Source organism: Gilliamella sp. W8145, assembly GCF_016101145.1.
GTDB lineage: Bacteria > Pseudomonadota > Gammaproteobacteria > Enterobacterales > Orbaceae > Gilliamella > Gilliamella apis_A.
Genome location: NZ_JACFRC010000001.1, coordinates 114893 through 132152 on the forward strand (window position 1 = coordinate 114893; position 17260 = coordinate 132152).

The 17260-nt window shown below is 34.4% G+C and carries 18 protein-coding genes; 5 read left to right on the plus strand and 13 right to left on the minus strand.

Going from position 1 to position 17260, the window contains the following annotated elements:
• Nucleotides 1–103: 103 nt before the first annotated feature.
• The 3 genes from H3T80_RS00520 to ilvG form a co-directional block, all read right to left on the minus strand.
• The gene (locus H3T80_RS00520; RefSeq protein ID WP_110448305.1) at nucleotides 104–1033 is read right to left on the minus strand and encodes a branched-chain amino acid transaminase; all 930 of its coding nucleotides are present in this window, start codon (nucleotides 1031–1033) and stop codon (nucleotides 104–106) included.
• Between the two features lie 157 nt (nucleotides 1034–1190).
• Nucleotides 1191–1421: an acetolactate synthase 2 small subunit gene (gene ilvM / locus H3T80_RS00525; protein WP_110448304.1), complete on the minus strand. Its 231-nt coding sequence runs from the start codon at nucleotides 1419–1421 to the stop codon at nucleotides 1191–1193.
• A gap of 3 nt (nucleotides 1422–1424) precedes the next feature.
• Nucleotides 1425–3101 carry an acetolactate synthase 2 catalytic subunit gene (ilvG, locus tag H3T80_RS00530; protein WP_110448303.1) on the minus strand — a complete coding sequence of 559 codons (1677 nt, stop codon included), beginning with the start codon at nucleotides 3099–3101 and terminating at the stop codon, nucleotides 1425–1427.
• 491 nt (nucleotides 3102–3592) lie between these two features.
• Here ilvG and H3T80_RS00535 point away from each other — a divergent pair, with 491 nt between their 5' ends.
• The 4 genes from H3T80_RS00535 to H3T80_RS00550 all read left to right on the plus strand — a co-directional run bounded on the left by H3T80_RS00535 (nucleotide 3593) and on the right by H3T80_RS00550 (nucleotide 6499).
• A complete protein-coding gene (locus H3T80_RS00535; protein WP_198199164.1) occupies nucleotides 3593–4030 on the plus strand; it encodes a hypothetical protein in 438 nt (145 codons plus the stop codon).
• Between the two features lie 306 nt (nucleotides 4031–4336).
• Entirely contained in the window at nucleotides 4337–4537 is a 201-nt protein-coding gene (locus tag H3T80_RS00540) for a hypothetical protein (RefSeq protein WP_198199165.1), read from the plus strand.
• A 412-nt stretch (nucleotides 4538–4949) separates the two neighbouring features.
• Nucleotides 4950–5837, plus strand: coding sequence for an SDR family oxidoreductase (locus H3T80_RS00545; RefSeq protein ID WP_198199166.1), 888 nt, complete (start codon nucleotides 4950–4952; stop codon nucleotides 5835–5837).
• Nucleotides 5838–6019: 182 nt separating this feature from the next.
• Complete coding sequence (locus tag H3T80_RS00550; RefSeq protein ID WP_198199167.1) at nucleotides 6020–6499, plus strand: hypothetical protein; 480 nt, start codon at nucleotides 6020–6022, stop codon at nucleotides 6497–6499.
• Nucleotides 6500–6561: 62 nt separating this feature from the next.
• Here the strand turns inward: H3T80_RS00550 and H3T80_RS00555 are convergent, their stop codons facing one another.
• The 6 genes from H3T80_RS00555 to H3T80_RS00580 form a co-directional block, all read right to left on the minus strand.
• Nucleotides 6562–7803 carry an MFS transporter gene (locus H3T80_RS00555; RefSeq protein ID WP_110448299.1) on the minus strand — a complete coding sequence of 414 codons (1242 nt, stop codon included), beginning with the start codon at nucleotides 7801–7803 and terminating at the stop codon, nucleotides 6562–6564.
• 289 nt (nucleotides 7804–8092) lie between these two features.
• The gene (locus H3T80_RS00560) at nucleotides 8093–9205 is read right to left on the minus strand and encodes a cupin domain-containing protein (RefSeq protein WP_198199168.1); all 1113 of its coding nucleotides are present in this window, start codon (nucleotides 9203–9205) and stop codon (nucleotides 8093–8095) included.
• Nucleotides 9198–9980, minus strand: a complete 783-nt coding sequence (locus tag H3T80_RS00565; RefSeq protein ID WP_198199169.1) for a YchF/TatD family DNA exonuclease — start codon at nucleotides 9978–9980, stop codon at nucleotides 9198–9200. Before H3T80_RS00565 ends, H3T80_RS00560 begins: the two co-directional genes overlap by 8 nt.
• Before the next feature lie 11 nt (nucleotides 9981–9991).
• Nucleotides 9992–11170 (minus strand): lipopolysaccharide assembly protein LapB, encoded by a 1179-nt coding sequence (gene lapB / locus H3T80_RS00570; protein WP_198199170.1) that lies wholly within the window; start codon nucleotides 11168–11170, stop codon nucleotides 9992–9994.
• 11 nt (nucleotides 11171–11181) lie between these two features.
• Nucleotides 11182–11487, minus strand: coding sequence for a LapA family protein (locus H3T80_RS00575; protein ID WP_198199171.1), 306 nt, complete (start codon nucleotides 11485–11487; stop codon nucleotides 11182–11184).
• A 77-nt stretch (nucleotides 11488–11564) separates the two neighbouring features.
• Nucleotides 11565–12284, minus strand: a complete 720-nt coding sequence (locus tag H3T80_RS00580) for a phosphatase PAP2 family protein (protein ID WP_198199172.1) — start codon at nucleotides 12282–12284, stop codon at nucleotides 11565–11567.
• A gap of 101 nt (nucleotides 12285–12385) precedes the next feature.
• Here H3T80_RS00580 and ribA point away from each other — a divergent pair, with 101 nt between their 5' ends.
• On the plus strand, nucleotides 12386–12991 hold the full coding sequence (gene ribA, locus H3T80_RS00585; RefSeq protein ID WP_110448293.1) for a GTP cyclohydrolase II: 606 nt from the start codon (nucleotides 12386–12388) through the stop codon (nucleotides 12989–12991).
• Between the two features lie 126 nt (nucleotides 12992–13117).
• Here the strand turns inward: ribA and H3T80_RS00590 are convergent, their stop codons facing one another.
• From H3T80_RS00590 to zipA, 4 genes are all read right to left on the minus strand, one after another.
• Nucleotides 13118–13306: a 2-hydroxymuconate tautomerase gene (locus H3T80_RS00590; RefSeq protein WP_198199173.1), complete on the minus strand. Its 189-nt coding sequence runs from the start codon at nucleotides 13304–13306 to the stop codon at nucleotides 13118–13120.
• A 9-nt stretch (nucleotides 13307–13315) separates the two neighbouring features.
• Entirely contained in the window at nucleotides 13316–13831 is a 516-nt protein-coding gene (luxS, locus tag H3T80_RS00595) for an S-ribosylhomocysteine lyase (protein ID WP_110448292.1), read from the minus strand.
• A gap of 69 nt (nucleotides 13832–13900) precedes the next feature.
• Nucleotides 13901–15973, minus strand: coding sequence for an NAD-dependent DNA ligase LigA (gene ligA / locus H3T80_RS00600; protein WP_198199174.1), 2073 nt, complete (start codon nucleotides 15971–15973; stop codon nucleotides 13901–13903).
• 176 nt (nucleotides 15974–16149) lie between these two features.
• Nucleotides 16150–17076 carry a cell division protein ZipA gene (gene zipA / locus H3T80_RS00605; RefSeq protein ID WP_370547453.1) on the minus strand — a complete coding sequence of 309 codons (927 nt, stop codon included), beginning with the start codon at nucleotides 17074–17076 and terminating at the stop codon, nucleotides 16150–16152.
• Between the last annotated feature and the right edge of the window lie 184 nt (nucleotides 17077–17260).

Here is a 17260-nt window from a genome sequence, read left to right on the forward strand (position 1 = left end):
TAATGCAAGTGACCGATTTCTATCGGTACATTTTTGAGTTCTTAATAAATAGTAAAATGATGACACCGCCGAATTAATCTTAATCGGCGGCTCTTATTAATGCTTATTTAATTAGATCTAACCAACCATATTTATCTTCAGTTTTGCCATTGAATAATCCGAAGAATGTCTGTTGGATTTGTTTAGTGATTGGGCCACAACGACCAATACCAACTTGAATACGGTCAACACTTCGTACTGGTGTGATTTCGGCAGCAGTACCGGTCATAAACACTTCGTCAGCAAGATATAGTGATTCACGAGACAGAGTCTGTTCACGTACTTCAATGCCTAGATCACGTGCAAGAGTAATGATCGCATCACGAGTGATCCCTGGAAGGGCAGATGATGATAGTAATGGGGTAAATAATATACCGTCTTTAACGATGAATAGGTTTTCACCTGAGCCTTCCGAAAGCTGACCGTTAACGTCTAATGCAATCCCTTCTTGGAAGCCATTAGCACGAGCTTCAGATCCGATAAGTAGTGATGATAAGTAGTTACCACCAGCTTTTGCTGCTGCTGGAATGGTATTTGGAGCAAAACGGTTCCATGATGATACCATTGCATCGATACCTTGTTCTAAGGCGTCTTCACCAAGGTAGGCTCCCCATGGGAAAGCGGCAATCATAACATCTGTTTGATAACCTGCTGGTGGAATAACACCCATACCAACATCGCCAATAAATGCTAATGGACGAATGTATGCGCTTTTTAAGTTGTTTTTCTTAATTACTTGACGTGTTGCTTCCATGATCTCTTCAAGTGAATAAGGAACAGGAAAACGATAAATTTTAGCTGAATTTAATAGGCGCTGCGCATGCTCTTTATGACGAAAAATTGCTGGCCCCTTGTTAGTTTCATAACAACGGACACCTTCAAATACTGAAGTACCATAATGCAGAGCATGTGACATTACGTGAATTTTCGCATCTGCCCATGGAACCATTTCGCCATTGAACCAAATATAATCAGATTTTGCTGTAGTACCCATTTTTTGTTTTCCTCTTAAATTTACTTTTGTTAAGCATGTATACTGCTTTTATTCATTTAATGGTAAGCATTATACATCACTTTTTTGTTTGTTTAACTGCTAAAAAAATTACTTTTTTTTATTTAACTTATTGTTTCACTAAGGTTTATTTTATACTTTATTCTATCTCTATAACATCTTCCAATTTGCTAATTTGGCTTTGTAATGATGATAGTGATCGTTCCGTAGTTAATGTTAGATTTAAGATAAATAAATGATTATCAATTGATTGCATTTGCATCTGTTGTATATGTCCGCCACGGTGGCGAACAACGCGTAAAATGCGTTCAAGAGAACCCAATTTATCATTGGCTTTTATAGTAAATTGATGTGTTGCTATTTGATTCATCACTTACTCCTTATTACTTTTATCTAACATATTTTCATTTGCTGCCCCTGGTGGTACTAGTGGCCATACATTTTCTAGTTCATCAATACATACATGCAGTAAGTAAGCTCCAGATGAATTAAATAGATTGTCAAGCGCTGATTCGATTTCCGACTTTTTACTGATCATTTGTCCCGGAATATCAAATGCTTTAGCTAACATTAGAAAATTAGGGTTGTCCGATAAATTGGTTTCGCTATATCTTTCATTAAAAAACAGCTCTTGCCATTGTCTCACCATACCTAAACGTTGATTATCAATTAGTACAATTTTTACTGGCAATTTTTTACGTTTTATTGTGGTTAATTCTTGTACGTTCATCATAAAAGAACCATCACCAGATACACAAATCACCATATCTTCAGGTCTGGACAGTTGTGCACCTATAGCTGCGGGTAGACCAAAGCCCATTGTTCCTAATCCACTAGAAGTAATAAAGTTTTGTGGATGATTAAAACTCATATGTTGCGCTGTCCACATTTGGTGTTGACCAACATCAGTGGTAATTACGCTGTTGACTGGCCTTCTTTCCGAAATACGTTTTAATAATGCTGGCGCATAAATTGCTTCACCTGGATGATCATAGCGAGTAGGGTGCTGCGCCTTCAATTGTTTAATTTTCTCGTGCCAATCTTTAATAGAGACTGTTTGATGAAGCATTGGCAAAACATGTTTAATATCGCCTTGCAATCCTAGATGGCTTTGGCGTAATTTATTTATTTCAGACTGATCAATATCAATATGAATGACTTTAGCATGTTTAGCAAATTCATTGAGTTTGCCAGTTACTCGATCGTCAAACCTAACTCCTAAAGCAATCAGTAAATCACACTCTTGTACCGCTAAATTAGCTGCTTTGGCGCCATGCATACCAATTAATCCTAAGTAATAAGGATTGTTAAGATCAGCAACACCGAGTCCTTTTAATGTCGATACACTAGGTATTTGCGTTAAGTTCATAAATTCACGCATTTCAGCAATTGCATTTGATAGTCCAACGCCACCACCAATATAAAGCATGGGTTTTTCGGCTTGGCCAATCATTTGTTTAGCAAGTGCTATCTCGTCAGATGAGATTGGATATAATTGAGCATTATCAGAAGGAGTTTTTATGGTTGTCGGTGTTAAATAGGTTTGGTAATCATGTTCGGCAAGCTGGATATCTTTTGGGATGTCAATTAATATTGGTCCCGGCCTACCCGAATTGGCTAAATTGAAGGCCTCTTGTAAGGTATTTGGCAACTGGGTGGCATCATTAATTAAATAGCTATGTTTGGTGCAAGCTAAGGATAAGCCTAAAACATCAACTTCTTGAAAGGCATCAGTACCAATTAATGTGGTTGGAACTTGTCCTGTAATGGCTATAACAGGTACTGAATCAATTAATGCATCAGCAAGGCCAGTAATAATATTGGTCGCGCCAGGGCCTGATGTTGCAATACAAACTCCAATTTTTCCGGTGGCGCGAGCATAACCAATGGCTGCCATTGCGGCACCTTGTTCATGACGACATAATACGTGTTCAATTCCACCATCATAAAGTGCATCGTATAGAGGCATAATTTGACCACCAGGATATCCAAAAACGGTGGTAATGCCTTTTTCTTTTAAGGTTCTTACTATCCACTGTGTTCCTAACATTTATTCCTCACTTGTTACTTTTGCTCATTTATTGTTAATGTCAAAATTTTTCATAAAAAAAACCCCGCTTTTTGGGGCGGGGGTTTTTGAAATATGGTAACCATATATTTAACTCAAAAGACGCCCCCGCGTTGGAATAATGACCACGCTGACAATAATGTTAATGAGGACGACGATGAGTGAAAAAATCATAATGCTTTTGTAATTATTTTGTCATTTTTGAAAGATGTTTAATCAAAATACTCGTTTTAAAAAAAAGTGCAACAATTTTTTATGCTTTTTTCAAAAGCAGCTTTAATTAATTTGTTTATTGTTTGAAAAAAGTTTGAGGAAAGGGGTTTTTTAGACTTAAAAAAAGATTATTTTCGGTTTTAATTTGGATTTTTATGGCTGGTTAGTGTATAAATATTAATCATTGTTCTTAAGGTTAAGCTAGCTGTTTTAACCTAGTCTTACTAATTATTACTCATTACTCATTAAGAGATGCTTATATGAAAATACTTAGATTGGTTGCATTTTTGCTAGTGAGTTTTTTGGTGTTTGGTTGTAAGAAAGCAAAAAACAATAGCGTGGATAACGTTAATGATGAATCACTTGTTGCGGTACAAAATGCAATGATTGAACCCATCAAGAAAGCTTTACCCATTGTGATTGATGAGTTAACGACTTTGATCGGTATCGATAAAGATAAAGATCGTAACATCATTAATTACCAATATGAGGTTAAAAATACCTCTGAACATACGTTATTATTGCCAAGTACTCTTGATACTATCCGTCAAGCTTTGTTTAAGGCTTATTGTGAAAATAATGAAGAAATGCAACAGTTAAAAACAGCATTTCCTGATGGCGCAAACTATCATTATTTTATTGATAATAAAGAGATTATCGTAGTTGAATTAACCCCGGCAGATTGTCATGTTAAATAATTATCTGTAATTAATAAAATGATCATTCTTCGAAGAAGGTATAAGAAATAGGCTAGCTAAGGATTAGGAATAAAGAAGATTATTTGTTTTATTGTGTTGGTTATGCTCCAATTTGGTTGTGATAATTCACCGATAGGTAATAAGAAAATTGATAGACTTGTGTAAAATGTTGGAGCTGAAAAGACCGAGAAGCGATTATAACTGATCGATCAAGCTAATTATGCAAAATACAATGCGTTAAAAAATAATAAACCTTATGGTTTAGATGATGATAAAGCTGCTGCCATCAGTATAATTAAGGAAATATTGTCTATTACTATTGATGTTCATACGATCTTATTTGATGTTACAGCTGAAAATAATATTATTGTTTATCATTATAAAATTAAAGGGATAGCTAGAAAGTTTTTAATGTCGCCAAAAAATAAACAGCAAATTCGTCAGGGAATGGTTGAAAGTTATTGCAAAGAGATTCCCCAAATGAAAAGGGTGAAAAAAATATTTTAATCAAGGTGCGAAATTTATCTATTATATTGAAAGGAAAAGTGTGTTAACTATAGTCGTGATTGCTTGCTCAACTAATAAATAGCGATTATTAAGCAGGCGTTGCTAGCTTAATGTTTATTTATTTGTTACACTATTTTTGCTGTTCAATTTATAATCAGTCATGGTTTTAGCATAAGTCTATTCTGTCCTCGCTAGGCCATTCAAGGAAGTCACTGTTACTTTATTCTCAAATTTTGGTTATTAATGATTAATATTTTTACAGTGTTTTATCGGTTAATATAATTAATTGAATTAATTAAATATTTTAAAGATATAAAATAAATCTAGCAATAGGAATTTGTGATTATTAATTGATTTCATTTAAGTTATATTGAATTTGTCTACAAATACATGTCTAACTTAGGAGAAAATTATGAGCAAGCAAACCTATAATCCGATAACTAAATATCATCATGACAAGTTTCCTAAACAAAAGCAAACTCCTCCCGGCTTACAATATGAAATGAATCCAGTGCCTGATTGTGGTGAAAAAAGTTATCAAGGTCATCAACGGTTAGAAGGTCGAAAAATGTTGGTTACTGGTGGGGATTCAGGGATTGGTCGTGCAGCAGCTATTGCTTATGCAAAAGAAGGTGCTGATGTGGCAATCAACTATTTGCCAGCTGAACAAAAAGATGCTGAAGATGTTGCTAAAGTTATCGAATCTGTAGGGCGTAAAGTAGTGTTGATTCCTGGGGATTTAAGTGATGAGGGATTTTGTAAAAAATTAGTTGATGAAGCGCATAAAAAATTAGGTGGGCTTGATAATCTAACCTTAGTTGCTGGTAAACAAACAGCCGTTGAAGATATTATGCATCTCTCTACTGAACAGATTAAAAAAACCTTTGAAATTAATGTTTTTTCACTCTTTTGGCTAACTAAAGCTGCATTGGAGTATTTAAAACCAGGGGCAACGATTATTACCACTTCTTCAGTTCAGGCTTATCAACCAAGTGCTAATTTATTGGACTATGCTGCAACTAAAACTGCAATTATAGCTTTTACTCGAGGTTTAGCTGCACAATTAGGTGGTAAAGGTATCCGTGTCAACTGTGTAGCTCCTGGTCCAGTTTGGACGCCATTACAAATCTGTGGAGGTCAACCAAGCGAAGTAATACCGGAATTTGGTAAACAGACGCCATTAAAACGTGCTGGTCAGCCTGTTGAACTTGCTGGCGTTTATGTTCATCTTGCATCAGAAGAATCAAGCTATACCACCGCGGAAGTATATGGTGTAACTGGCGGTATGCATATTAATTAATTTTCAATAATTATAATATATTAAAGGGCTGTATTGGCCCTTTTTCTATATTGTATATGAACAATTATTTTCTTTCTTTTTCAATGTGAAAAGTTGTGTATTTTTTTAAGTTTATATTTTAAAATTTAATAGTCTTTTTAATCTGATTAACTCATTAATTAATTTTATAATAAGGAATTTATATGAAAGGTTTAAAATATTCGGCATTGGTCCTAATGGCTGCCGCTCTATTTGGTTGTGATGATTCAAAATCTAAACCAGCAGATAACAGTGCCAATAGTGAGCCAGCCAAAACTGCACCAGCTTCTAATGATGCGGAGGCAGCCAAGACAGATCTAAGTAAAGCTCAAGACAATTATATAAGTGAAGCTAAAGGTTTCTTACCAACAAAAGTGAATTCAAATTCAAGCCTAGTTGATCTTTATAAAGAAAATAATTCAATTAACTATAAATATGTAATGGATATATCTAAAGATGAGTTAGATATTGACCAAAGTAAAAAAATTACCGCTGATGCATTAAAAACTCTTTATTGTTCAGATAATAGTGAAATGAAAGCTTTTAAAAATGCTTTCCCTGATGGTGCGATTCATAATTATTATATTAAAGATGAAGTGGTATTTAGTATTCACTTAAAACCTTCTGATTGTGATGCAAAATAGTTAAAAATAACTATTACTTTTATTAGTAAAACAGGGCTATTTAGCCCTGTTTTTTTATGTAATTATTCTAATGCTTTGCCTTTGGTTTCAGGGATCAAGAAGATAAAGGCTATTGCTGATAATAAGTAAGCTCCAGAAAGTAATGCTAATGCATAACTGATAGAGTAAACAGTTGCTAAATAGGCAATGAGTACTTGCGAGACACCCGCAATACCACGACCCACGTTAAAGATAATATTTTCAGCACTAGAACGGGCATCAGTAGTGTAATGTTCAGCCAGTAAAGCCCCATATCCACCCATCATACCATTAACAAAAAAGCCAATTACTGAACCAAATAGAATTAAAACTAACATATCAGTTTGGTGAAAATAAAACCATATTGAAATAGCTGATATAAGTAAGAATATTATATAAGATGGGCGACGACCAAATTTATCACACAACCAGCCGAAAATTAAGATCCCTAATGACATACCAATCGTGGTTGATATTGTCCAAAACATCGTGTTTTTGAACGGTAGTTTTAATTCAGTCGCAATCATGTTTGGCATCCAAACCATAAGCCCATAAAAACCAAAGTTTTGTACTGCACAAGCAATAGTTAAGCCAATAGTAGTAGCTGTTATTCTAGGGGATTTAAATAGTTTACCGATAGCAATTTTATTTTTGTTTTGGTCTTTTAAGTTTTGCCAAATTTCAGGCTCTTTTAATCCTTTACGTGTCCATGCAACAAATAGTGCTGGTAATACACCCATAGCAAATGCCCAACGCCAGCCATGCACTTCACCAATAAAATTAACTGTTAAAGCGGCAAGAATTATACCCACTTGAAAGCCTAATGCCACAATCGATGTTGCTCTGGAACGTTTATGTTTAGGCCAGCTTTCTGATACCAATGTCATGCCGATACCAAATTCACCACCTAGACCAAGGCCACTAACAAAGCGAAAAATTAAAAAGCTTTCGTAATTTGGTGAAATAGCACAAAGGCCTGTAAATAATGAAAAGATTAAGATTGTCCATGAAAATACTCTAACACGGCCAAATTTATCAGCAAGCACGCCGAAAAGAATTCCACCTAATACAGCTCCTAATAATGTTACTGAAGTTAATGTACCTAGATCGGGTTTAGTTAGGTTAAAAGTGGTTGCAATTAGACTAAAACAAACACCTAAAATCATCATATCTAAACCATCTAATGCATATCCTACCGTTGATGCAAATAAAGTACGTTTTTGATAAGGAGTTGTTTGTGCGCTTTCACTCTCAGCTTGGTTGGTCATGTTTGCGTTAATATTCATGTTTACCTCAAGTCAATAAAAAGATAGTGGTTCAATATAAGCGTTATTTTGTTTAACTCATCATTAAACGAAGGGGCTCAAAAAGCGGGGGCAAGTATATACTTAAAAATGGCAAAAAGCTAAATGAAAATCCAAAAATATCAGCTTTTATTTTATTTATTGTTGTTTTGGCAAAATTATCTGTTTAATATTGAAAAATATCTAATTTTTTAGACAAATTAACCGATAATTTTGCCATTTTACGGATGTTAGCTGATAGCTTAGTAACCGATATTATTGAGATGAAATTTTACTCTTCAGCAAAATACCAATAACCGAGATTAACAAATTTTAACATGACATCTAAGGTTGTTTGGTCTTGTATTTGCTCGTAGTAAAGTACTTCAGTTTCACATAACAGATTGATTGTTGTCATTGGTAAAGGTATTTTTTTGCCGTTGATATAGGCGGTATCATCGATTTTTAAGATACGAATGCTAGGAACTCGGTAGAGTTCAGCTCCAGCTTTGAGAATTGCTTCGAATTCATCTAAATCATAAGCTGGTTCAATAGGAATGATGTTTAGTTCATGCATAGGCATTGTGATATGTTTACCAAACCAATCATTAAACAAAGCAGGATTTTTTATTAAATCAATCATTTGACTTTGAAGCTTTTCAATTTCATATGGTTGAATTAAATAAGGATCTTTTGGTAATCTTAACTCTGGGTCTTGATAAAAAATACCATTAGGCAAATTATCAATAATATAATCGGCAAATCCACTGAGTAATTCTTGTGATGTTTGGGTTCTAAATCCTACTGAGTAACTAAGTGATTCGCCAATCGATACTCCATTGTGTGGAAAACCAATTGGTATATATAAAATATCTCCAGCAGTGATTTCCTCATCGATAATAGGTTGATAATCTTCAACATGTAATAAAGCTTTATGAGCACTAAACTGTTTATAGTTAGGATTACGATCACCGACTTGCCAACGGCGGCGGCCTTTACCTTGAATGATAAAGACATCATAATTATCAATATGAGGGCCAACACCAGCACCTTGGGTTGCATAAGATATCATTAGGTCTTCAAATTGCCATTGTGGAATGCATTTAAATGGTTCGACTAAACTGGCTGCTTGCTCATGCCAATGATCGACAGCTTGGACAAGCAGGCTCCAATGATCTTCACCTAAGTCACTATAATCGATAAATGGCCCATATTTTGCGTCCCATTCCCCATTTTTGTTGGTAACAATTCGACTTTCGATTTCTTCTTCCATGGCAAGACCAGCTAGTTCTTCAGGAGAAATTGGGTCGATAAAATTACTAAAAGCATTACGTAAAATAACTGGTTTTTTTTGCCAATAATTAGTTAAAAAGTCATCCCAATTGATTGTTAATTTATTACTCATTAATTACTCCTTGTAAATTGAATAATTGACAAAAGTTTGTTGTAGTTTGTTGTGCAATAGTGTCAAGAGTTACGCCTTTTAGTGCGGCTAAATAGTTAGCTACCTCTCTAACATAAGCGGGCTGATTTTCTTTTCCCCGATAGGGAACAGGTGCTAAATAAGGGGAATCAGTTTCAATCAACATACGATCTAATGGCACAACTCTTGCTACTTCTCGAAGAGATTCGGCATTTTTAAAGGTGATAATTCCTGAAAATGAAATATAAAAACCAATATCTAATAAAGCTTTAGCTGTATCAATATCTTCAGTAAAACAATGTAAAACCCCCGAGTAAACTTGCTCTTCTTTTAATATTTTTAGGGTATCTTGTTTAGCGTTACGGGTGTGGACAATTATTGGTTTTTTTAATTGCTTACCTAAATGAATGTGTTGTATAAAATTGTATTGCTGTAGTTCAAGATTATCTTGTTGATAGTAATAATCAAGACCTGTTTCGCCAAGAGCGATAACATTGTCTTCTTGAGCGAGGCGGGCAAAACGCTCGGCATCGTAAGGTTCGTCATCTAAATTGAGAGGGTGAATACCGCATGAAAACGAGCACTGTTTTTTATAGGGCATTAGCATTGCTTTCATCGATTCATAACCCGACAACGTTGTTGCAACACTTAGACAATGTTTCACATCATTGTGTAGTGCTTCTTGCAAAACGCTATCAAGCGTTTTATTAGTATAGTCCAAACTGTCTAAATGACAGTGCGAATCAATTAGAAACATATTAAGCTCTTTTAATTATTTGAATGATGTTCGAAATCACGAACAGGTTTTATGGTTGACCATGAGCGACAACTTGGGCACAACCAATAGAGAGTATTAACGGTAAATCCACATTTTTGACACCGGTAATTAGGAACTGATTTTATTTGTTCGCCTACCATATTTCGAAGTAGTAGTAGACTTTCTTTAGCCTTTCCTTTTTCAGCATCTGCCACATGGTAATCCATTAAACGGTAGAATCCTTTAAGATTTGGGTGTTTTAATAGTTCACGATAAAGGTAATATTGGGCGGCATCTAATCCGTTGTTCTTTTCAACAATATCGGCAAGCATTAGTTCGGCTACATTACCAGTGTCCTGTTTGACACAAATTTCTAAAAACTGTTTTAATAGTTGTGGCTGATTTATTTTTTCATAACATGCTTTTAATAGTGGCAATGCTTCGCCAATAAAAGCCTTGTCTTGGTTTATTATTTGTTGAAAAGATTCAATTGCTTGTTCGGTTTTGTCTTGGACCATGAATACTCCTCCAAGCATTAATGACGTGCGAGCACAGTTAGCATCGGCTGTAGCGGATTTCTTTAATAGGTTGTATGCTTGATCTAAATCATCATTAGCTATAGCGAGTGCGGCTAGTTCACAATAAAATTGGGCGATTTCGATTTTATATTTTTCATTGCCAAGTTTCACTAGTCTAGATGCGGTATTTATTGCATTTATCCACTCACTTGTAGATTGATAAATAATAAGTAATTGTTGTAGAGCATGTTGCTGGAAGTCTTCTTCATCAACTAATTGTAAAAACATCTCTTCAGCACGATCATAAAGGCCTGCAACCATGTAGTCTCGGCCGAGTTGCTGAATTGCCAATAATCGTTGATCGAATGATAATGATGAACTTTCCATTAATGCTTGATGAATACGTATTGCTCGATCAACTTCGCCTCTCGAACGGAACAAGTTTCCTAATGTTAGATGCGCTTCGAGAGTACCTTCATCCTCTTTAAGTAGATCAAGGAAGATGTCAACCGCTTTATCTTTTTGATTAGACAAAAGAAAATTTAGACCATCTACGTATTCTCGAGATAATCGATTCGATTGATTTAAATATTTTTGTTTGGCATTCCTGTCACCCATATACCAGCCATAGGCAGCGGCTATTGGCAGTAACAGAAATAACAATTCAAACATAATTACCTATTTTAATTGGTATTGGTTAAATTCATTTTTTGATGATTTGATATGTCTTCATCATATTTTTTTTGCAATTTATTTAATTTACGTTTAGTCGATGAATGTTGGAATTTAGATTTTAAGAAATATATTCCAGTTAATATCCAACCAACTAAAAAACCTGAGCCAAATAATATTGCCAATAATACTGATAATCTGACTTCAGTTTTAGCAATTAAATAGTTAAAAGTCACTATTTGATTATTAGCCGAACCTATTGTTATCGAAATGGCGAAAATAAGAATTATCAATAAAATTGATATTACTAATTTCATAATGCTAACCTTATTATTTTATTAAAAATATTGATTTAATCTAATTCTTTTCTTTAAAACTATTCTTTTTCCTAGTGTTATTCCATTACTATATGCCATTTTTTAACATAAAAACAGCAGATAAGTGAAATTAACCAAGCAAGCAATATCCCTAATATTAAATCATAAGCAGAATGCATGCCTAGTAATAGCCGACTCGTTTCAATGAGCAATGACCAAATAGTAATGATTGATACAATAAAAAAATGTCGTTTAAAACTTAGTAGTGTTATGGCTAATAAAGCCCAAGTTACTGCAAATAAGGTGTGCCCAGAAGGAAAAGCATAACCTGTTTCATTCTGCCAATGATTAGATAGCCATCTAGGAATAATGGTTGAATTGGCTAACAATTTTTCAATATTAGCTTTACGTTCTGCTCTTGCTTGTGAATAAAATTGCTGTTGATTAAGATTAAACTCTTTATCTAACCATATCACATAAGGTCTGGCTTCAGCAGTTTGTTGTTTGATTATGCTTTTAATAATTTGACCACCTAACATAGCACTGACTAAAACTAGCCATAATAGTAATAATGTTTTTTTATTTTTATTAACTAGTTTTAGGTAAAAGAGTAAAAAAAACAGTCCAGATGTTATTATTGCCCACGGAAAACTAGCAGTTTCAGTTACCCAAAATAAATATTTAGATGTATTATTTATTGACGTTGGTTGCCACTGCCAATTTACGGTTATAACAGATAAAGGTATAATCAGAAATAAGATCAATGGCACTATTGTTTTTTTTATTACTAACCCCATTTAAAACTCAATTAAGCATAAAAATTTATTTATTTTAACATGGAAATACGATTTATTTTTAAAAAATCTTAATCATGTTGTGACGAAACTTGGAGATAATAATGCAATTAAAACATGTTGCACAAGCTAAACTACCAACCCCTTGGGGATGTTTTACTATTGTTGGTTTTGAAGAAATTGCAACAGGTAAGGATCATGTCGCATTAGTGTTTGGTGACATTAATGATCATTCATCCATATTAACACGCGTTCATTCAGAATGTTTGACGGGCGATGCATTATTTAGTTTACGTTGTGATTGTGGTTTTCAATTAGAAGCTGCATTGAAGCAGATAGCTAAAGAGGGTAAAGGTGTCTTAATTTATCATCGTCAAGAAGGGCGCAATATCGGTTTGCTAAATAAAATTAGGGCTTATGCGCTTCAAGATCAGGGGTTAGATACGGTTGAAGCAAATGAGCAATTAGGTTTCGCTGCTGATGAGCGTGATTTTACTTTGTGTGCTGATATGCTAAGGTTATTAAATGTTTCTCAAGTTAGATTATTAACGAATAATCCAGAAAAGATAAAAGTTCTTGAGCAAGCAGGTATTAATGTTACTGAAAGAGTACCTTTGGAAGTAGGCGAAAACCCGAGCAACGAGCATTATTTAGCGACTAAAGCTAATAAATTGGGGCATTTATTACATTTACACCACTGTAATCACTAACACTTTAAAAGGTGAGTTTTACGAAGTTGCCGTATTGTTAATTTAGTTGTTATAATTATTTAATCGTTAACCTCAAAATCTATCAGCGGTTTTGAGGTTAATTTTTATCTGCTAATAAAAAATTTATTAATCTTTGTCACATCTTAGTCCGCCACCATTAGCAATTTGATCTTTTGAGACTTCATGCATAATAATTTGTACCGCTTCAGGTTTACAGTTAAGCGTTTCAACAATGGCATCAGTTACCCGTTTTGCCATTTCACGTTTTTGTTCAATGGTGCGTCCTTCTAAAAAATCAATCACTACATTTGGCATAAATATTTCCTAATTATTAATGGAGGCTAGTTGTTCATCGGTTAATGCGATGTCTTGATTATGGCATATTCCAATTCCAGTTTGGATAATTTTTTCAGCAATCGCTTTGGCTTCATCTAAAGAATGCATGGTATAGGTTCCGCATTGATATTCATTCAATTCAGGAATTTCTGATTGAGATTTTACATTCATAACATCATGCATAGCTTGCAACCAAGCATTAACAACTGAAGATTCTTCTGGTTTGCCAATTAAACTCATATAAAAACCAGTTCGGCAACCCATTGGTGAGATATCAATGATTTCAACTTTATCACTGTTTAAATGGTCACGCATAAAGCCTGCAAATAAATGCTCTAAGGTATGAATACCTTTTTCAGGTAATAGTGCTTTATTAGGAATGGTAAAGCGAAGATCAAATACCGTAATATCATCGCCTTTTGGGGTTACCATGGTTTTGGCTATTCGTACAAAAGGCGCTTTCATTTTGGTATGGTCAACTTTAAAACTGTCTAATAAAGGCATAATTTTCTCCTTGAATTTGGGATTAAGCCATTTTGCTTGATTAGCTTAATATACTCCACTATTTTATATTCATTGATTTAATAAGTTTATCAATTCTTGTTCATCAATCACTTTTATTCCAAGTTCTTGAGCTTTGGTTAATTTTGAACCAGCTGCTTCTCCAGCAATTACAAAGTCGGTTTTTTTTGAAACACTACCTGTTACTTTAGCACCAAGTTGTTTTAATTTAGCTTTTGCTTCGTCACGTGTTAATATTGATAAAGTTCCTGTTAACACGACGGTTTTGTCAGAAAATGGTGAGTCAGTTGTTAGCAGTTGTATTTCAACATCTGGCCAGTGTATACCAATTTCCTCACTAATTAACTGATCAATTACTGTGCGGTTATGAGGTTCTTGAAAGAAGTCGATAATACTTTCTGCAATAACAGCGCCAATATCATTTACCGATTGTAATTGTTCCAAAGATGCGTTTTCAATTGCGGTTAAATTTCCTAATTGATTAACTAAATTTTCCGCAGTGACTTCACCAACATTCGGAATACCAAGCGCAAAAATAAATCGATTCAAACTTGTATTTTTAGATTTATCTAATGCGCCCATTAAATTGTTGGCTAACTTTTCACCAACTTTATCTAATGAACATAAAATTGGCACTGTAAGTTTATAAAGATCTGCTGGTGTTTTGACATATTCTTTATCTACTAATTGTTCAATTATTTTATCGCCCAAACCTTCGACATTCATCGCTCGACGAGAAACAAAATGTTTTAAAGCTTCTTTGCGTTGTGCTTGACAAATTAATCCCCCTGCGCAACGAGATATCGCTTGCCCTTCATCACGGACAATGATTGAACCACAAATCGGGCAGTGAGTTGGAAAAATAATTTCTTTAGTATCAGCGGGTCTTCGATCTTTAATTACTGTGACAATTTGTGGAATAACATCGCCAGCTCGACGAACGGTGACATAATCACCCTCACGAATACCTAACCGGATGATTTCATCGCTGTTATGCAGTGTGGCATTGCTGACAATTACCCCGGCAACTGATACTGGCTCTAATCTGGCTACTGGCGTTATCGCTCCAGTACGCCCGACTTGAAAGTCAACTTTATTTAACTTTGTTACTTCTTCTTGTGCTGGAAATTTGAATGCAGTAGCCCAACGAGGCGCACGAGCAACGAAGCCAAGTTGTTCTTGTTCTGTAATGCTATTGACTTTGATTACAACACCATCGATATCAAAGTCTAATGACATTCTTTGATCACCAATTTGCTTAAAATAATCTAGTGCTTCTTGTGCACCATGGCGAATTTGAACTTTGTCACTTACTGGTAGGCCCCAAGCTTTAAATTGCATTAGTCTTGCATAGTGAGTATTGGGTAAATCTGCTCCTTCATTAATACCAACGCCATAACAGAAAAAAGTAAGTGGTCTTTTAGCCGTGATTTTAGGATCTAACTGTCTCAATGAACCGGCAGCAGCATTACGAGGGTTAGCAAATATTTTTTCGTTACGTTTTTCAGCTTCTGCATTTAATTTAGCAAAACCTTTATGCGTCATAAAAACTTCACCTCGAACTTCTAGGCGAGACGGAATATTCTCACCCTGCAATACGAGTGGAATAGTTTTTATTGTTCGAACGTTGGCTGTAATATCTTCACCAGTCGTTCCATCTCCTCGTGTAGCAGCTTGAATTAATTGGCCATTTTCATATAACAGACTTACCGCCAATCCATCAAGTTTTAACTCGCAACAGTATTCAACGGCTTGCTCTTCATCAAGCTCTAAGCGATCTTTTATTCTTTTATTAAAAGCGATAAAACTCGATTCATCAAAAACATTATCCAATGATAACATAGGTAATTGATGTCTGATCGACGAAAACTGTGATAATGGTGCTCCTCCAACACGTTGGGTTGGTGAGTCAGGGGTAATAAGTTCAGGATGAGTCAGCTCCAGATTTTGCAGCTGTTTAATTAATTTATCATATTCCACATCGGGTATTTCGGGAGCATCTAACACATAATAACAGTATTCATGATGTCTTATCAGATCACGTAAAGTCGAGATCTGTGTTATTACATCTTGGTTAGAGCTAGATGGCGCTACTGAATGTTCAGTTATATTTGATTGTGGCATGATTTTAAACTCTTAATTTATCAAGAAGGTTTTTAAGCTTATTACTAAAATAGTATTTAACTGTATTTAGAACAACAGATTTTACTAAATATAGTCAATTATCTAATATAAGTCAGACTATTCCACTAATTTTTTAGTGGAATAGTAGCAAAAATGAGGAATTTTAAATAGCTAGCTTAAATTTCATTACAAGCTTTTTTTATGCGTTCTTTATAACTATCGATTTTTTGAGGTGTCATCATATGATGTTCATCATCCAAAACGACACCATTAACATCATCGGCGATACGTTGTGCTGTTTGTAGCATTAATTTGAAATTTTGTTGATTGTTTCCATGGGTTGGTGCAACCATAAAAATTGATACACCTGGTGTTGTAAATTCGTGCATAGTTTCGGGATCTAGATGCCCCGGACTAATCATATTTGCTAAACTAAATAATATCGGCCCATTACCTGCTGGGTCAACATGGCGATGAAAAATACGCATATCACCAAATTGAAATCCTGATTGCATGATGCTAGCTAATAGCATATCACCTTGTAATTCCTTGCCATTTAAGCCAGTAACATTTAATACAATAATTTCAGTTTTGCTTTCTTCACTATCGTCTATCGTTAGTTTGTCTTGTTTTTCGAGTTTTTCTTCAGGTTGAGGAGCATCTGTTTTTATATCCTCGTTAGCTTTGGTTGTTTTTTCGATTTTAGAAGTTTCTTTCATTGGCTCATCAGTAAAGATATCCTGTTGAACATCGTGAGTCGACTCATTAGAAACCTTAGTTTCGATTTTTGGTTGTTGTTCGTCATCATCTGAAAATAGATCAACTTGAAGGGGTAGTTGTTCTTCTTCTACTACTAGTGCTTTATTAATAGAAATATTAGCATCGTCCTGATTTGTTTTGCTTTTTGGCGTGAGTAAAATCACATCATCTTCATCATTATAGATGTCTTCATATTGCTGAGTATTTGTTGTGAATTTATCTTTTTTGCCTAACTTAAATAAAGAAGAACGTTCTTTCTTATTGATCCAAAGCCCATGAATTAATAATGCAATGATGACCAAGGATGCCACTACAATTAGAACAGTACGTAAATTATCCATAATACCCACTCAGAATTAAATTAAATATAGATTCAAATTATTCAATAATATAATTGAAAAAAAAGGATTAAAAAATACCACAACGAAATTTTTTTACTTTTTACATTTAAGTTAAATCCATACTCACTTATTACAGCGCAAAAAAACTATTAGTCTATATTACTTTATTTCTAGCAATAATCATAAT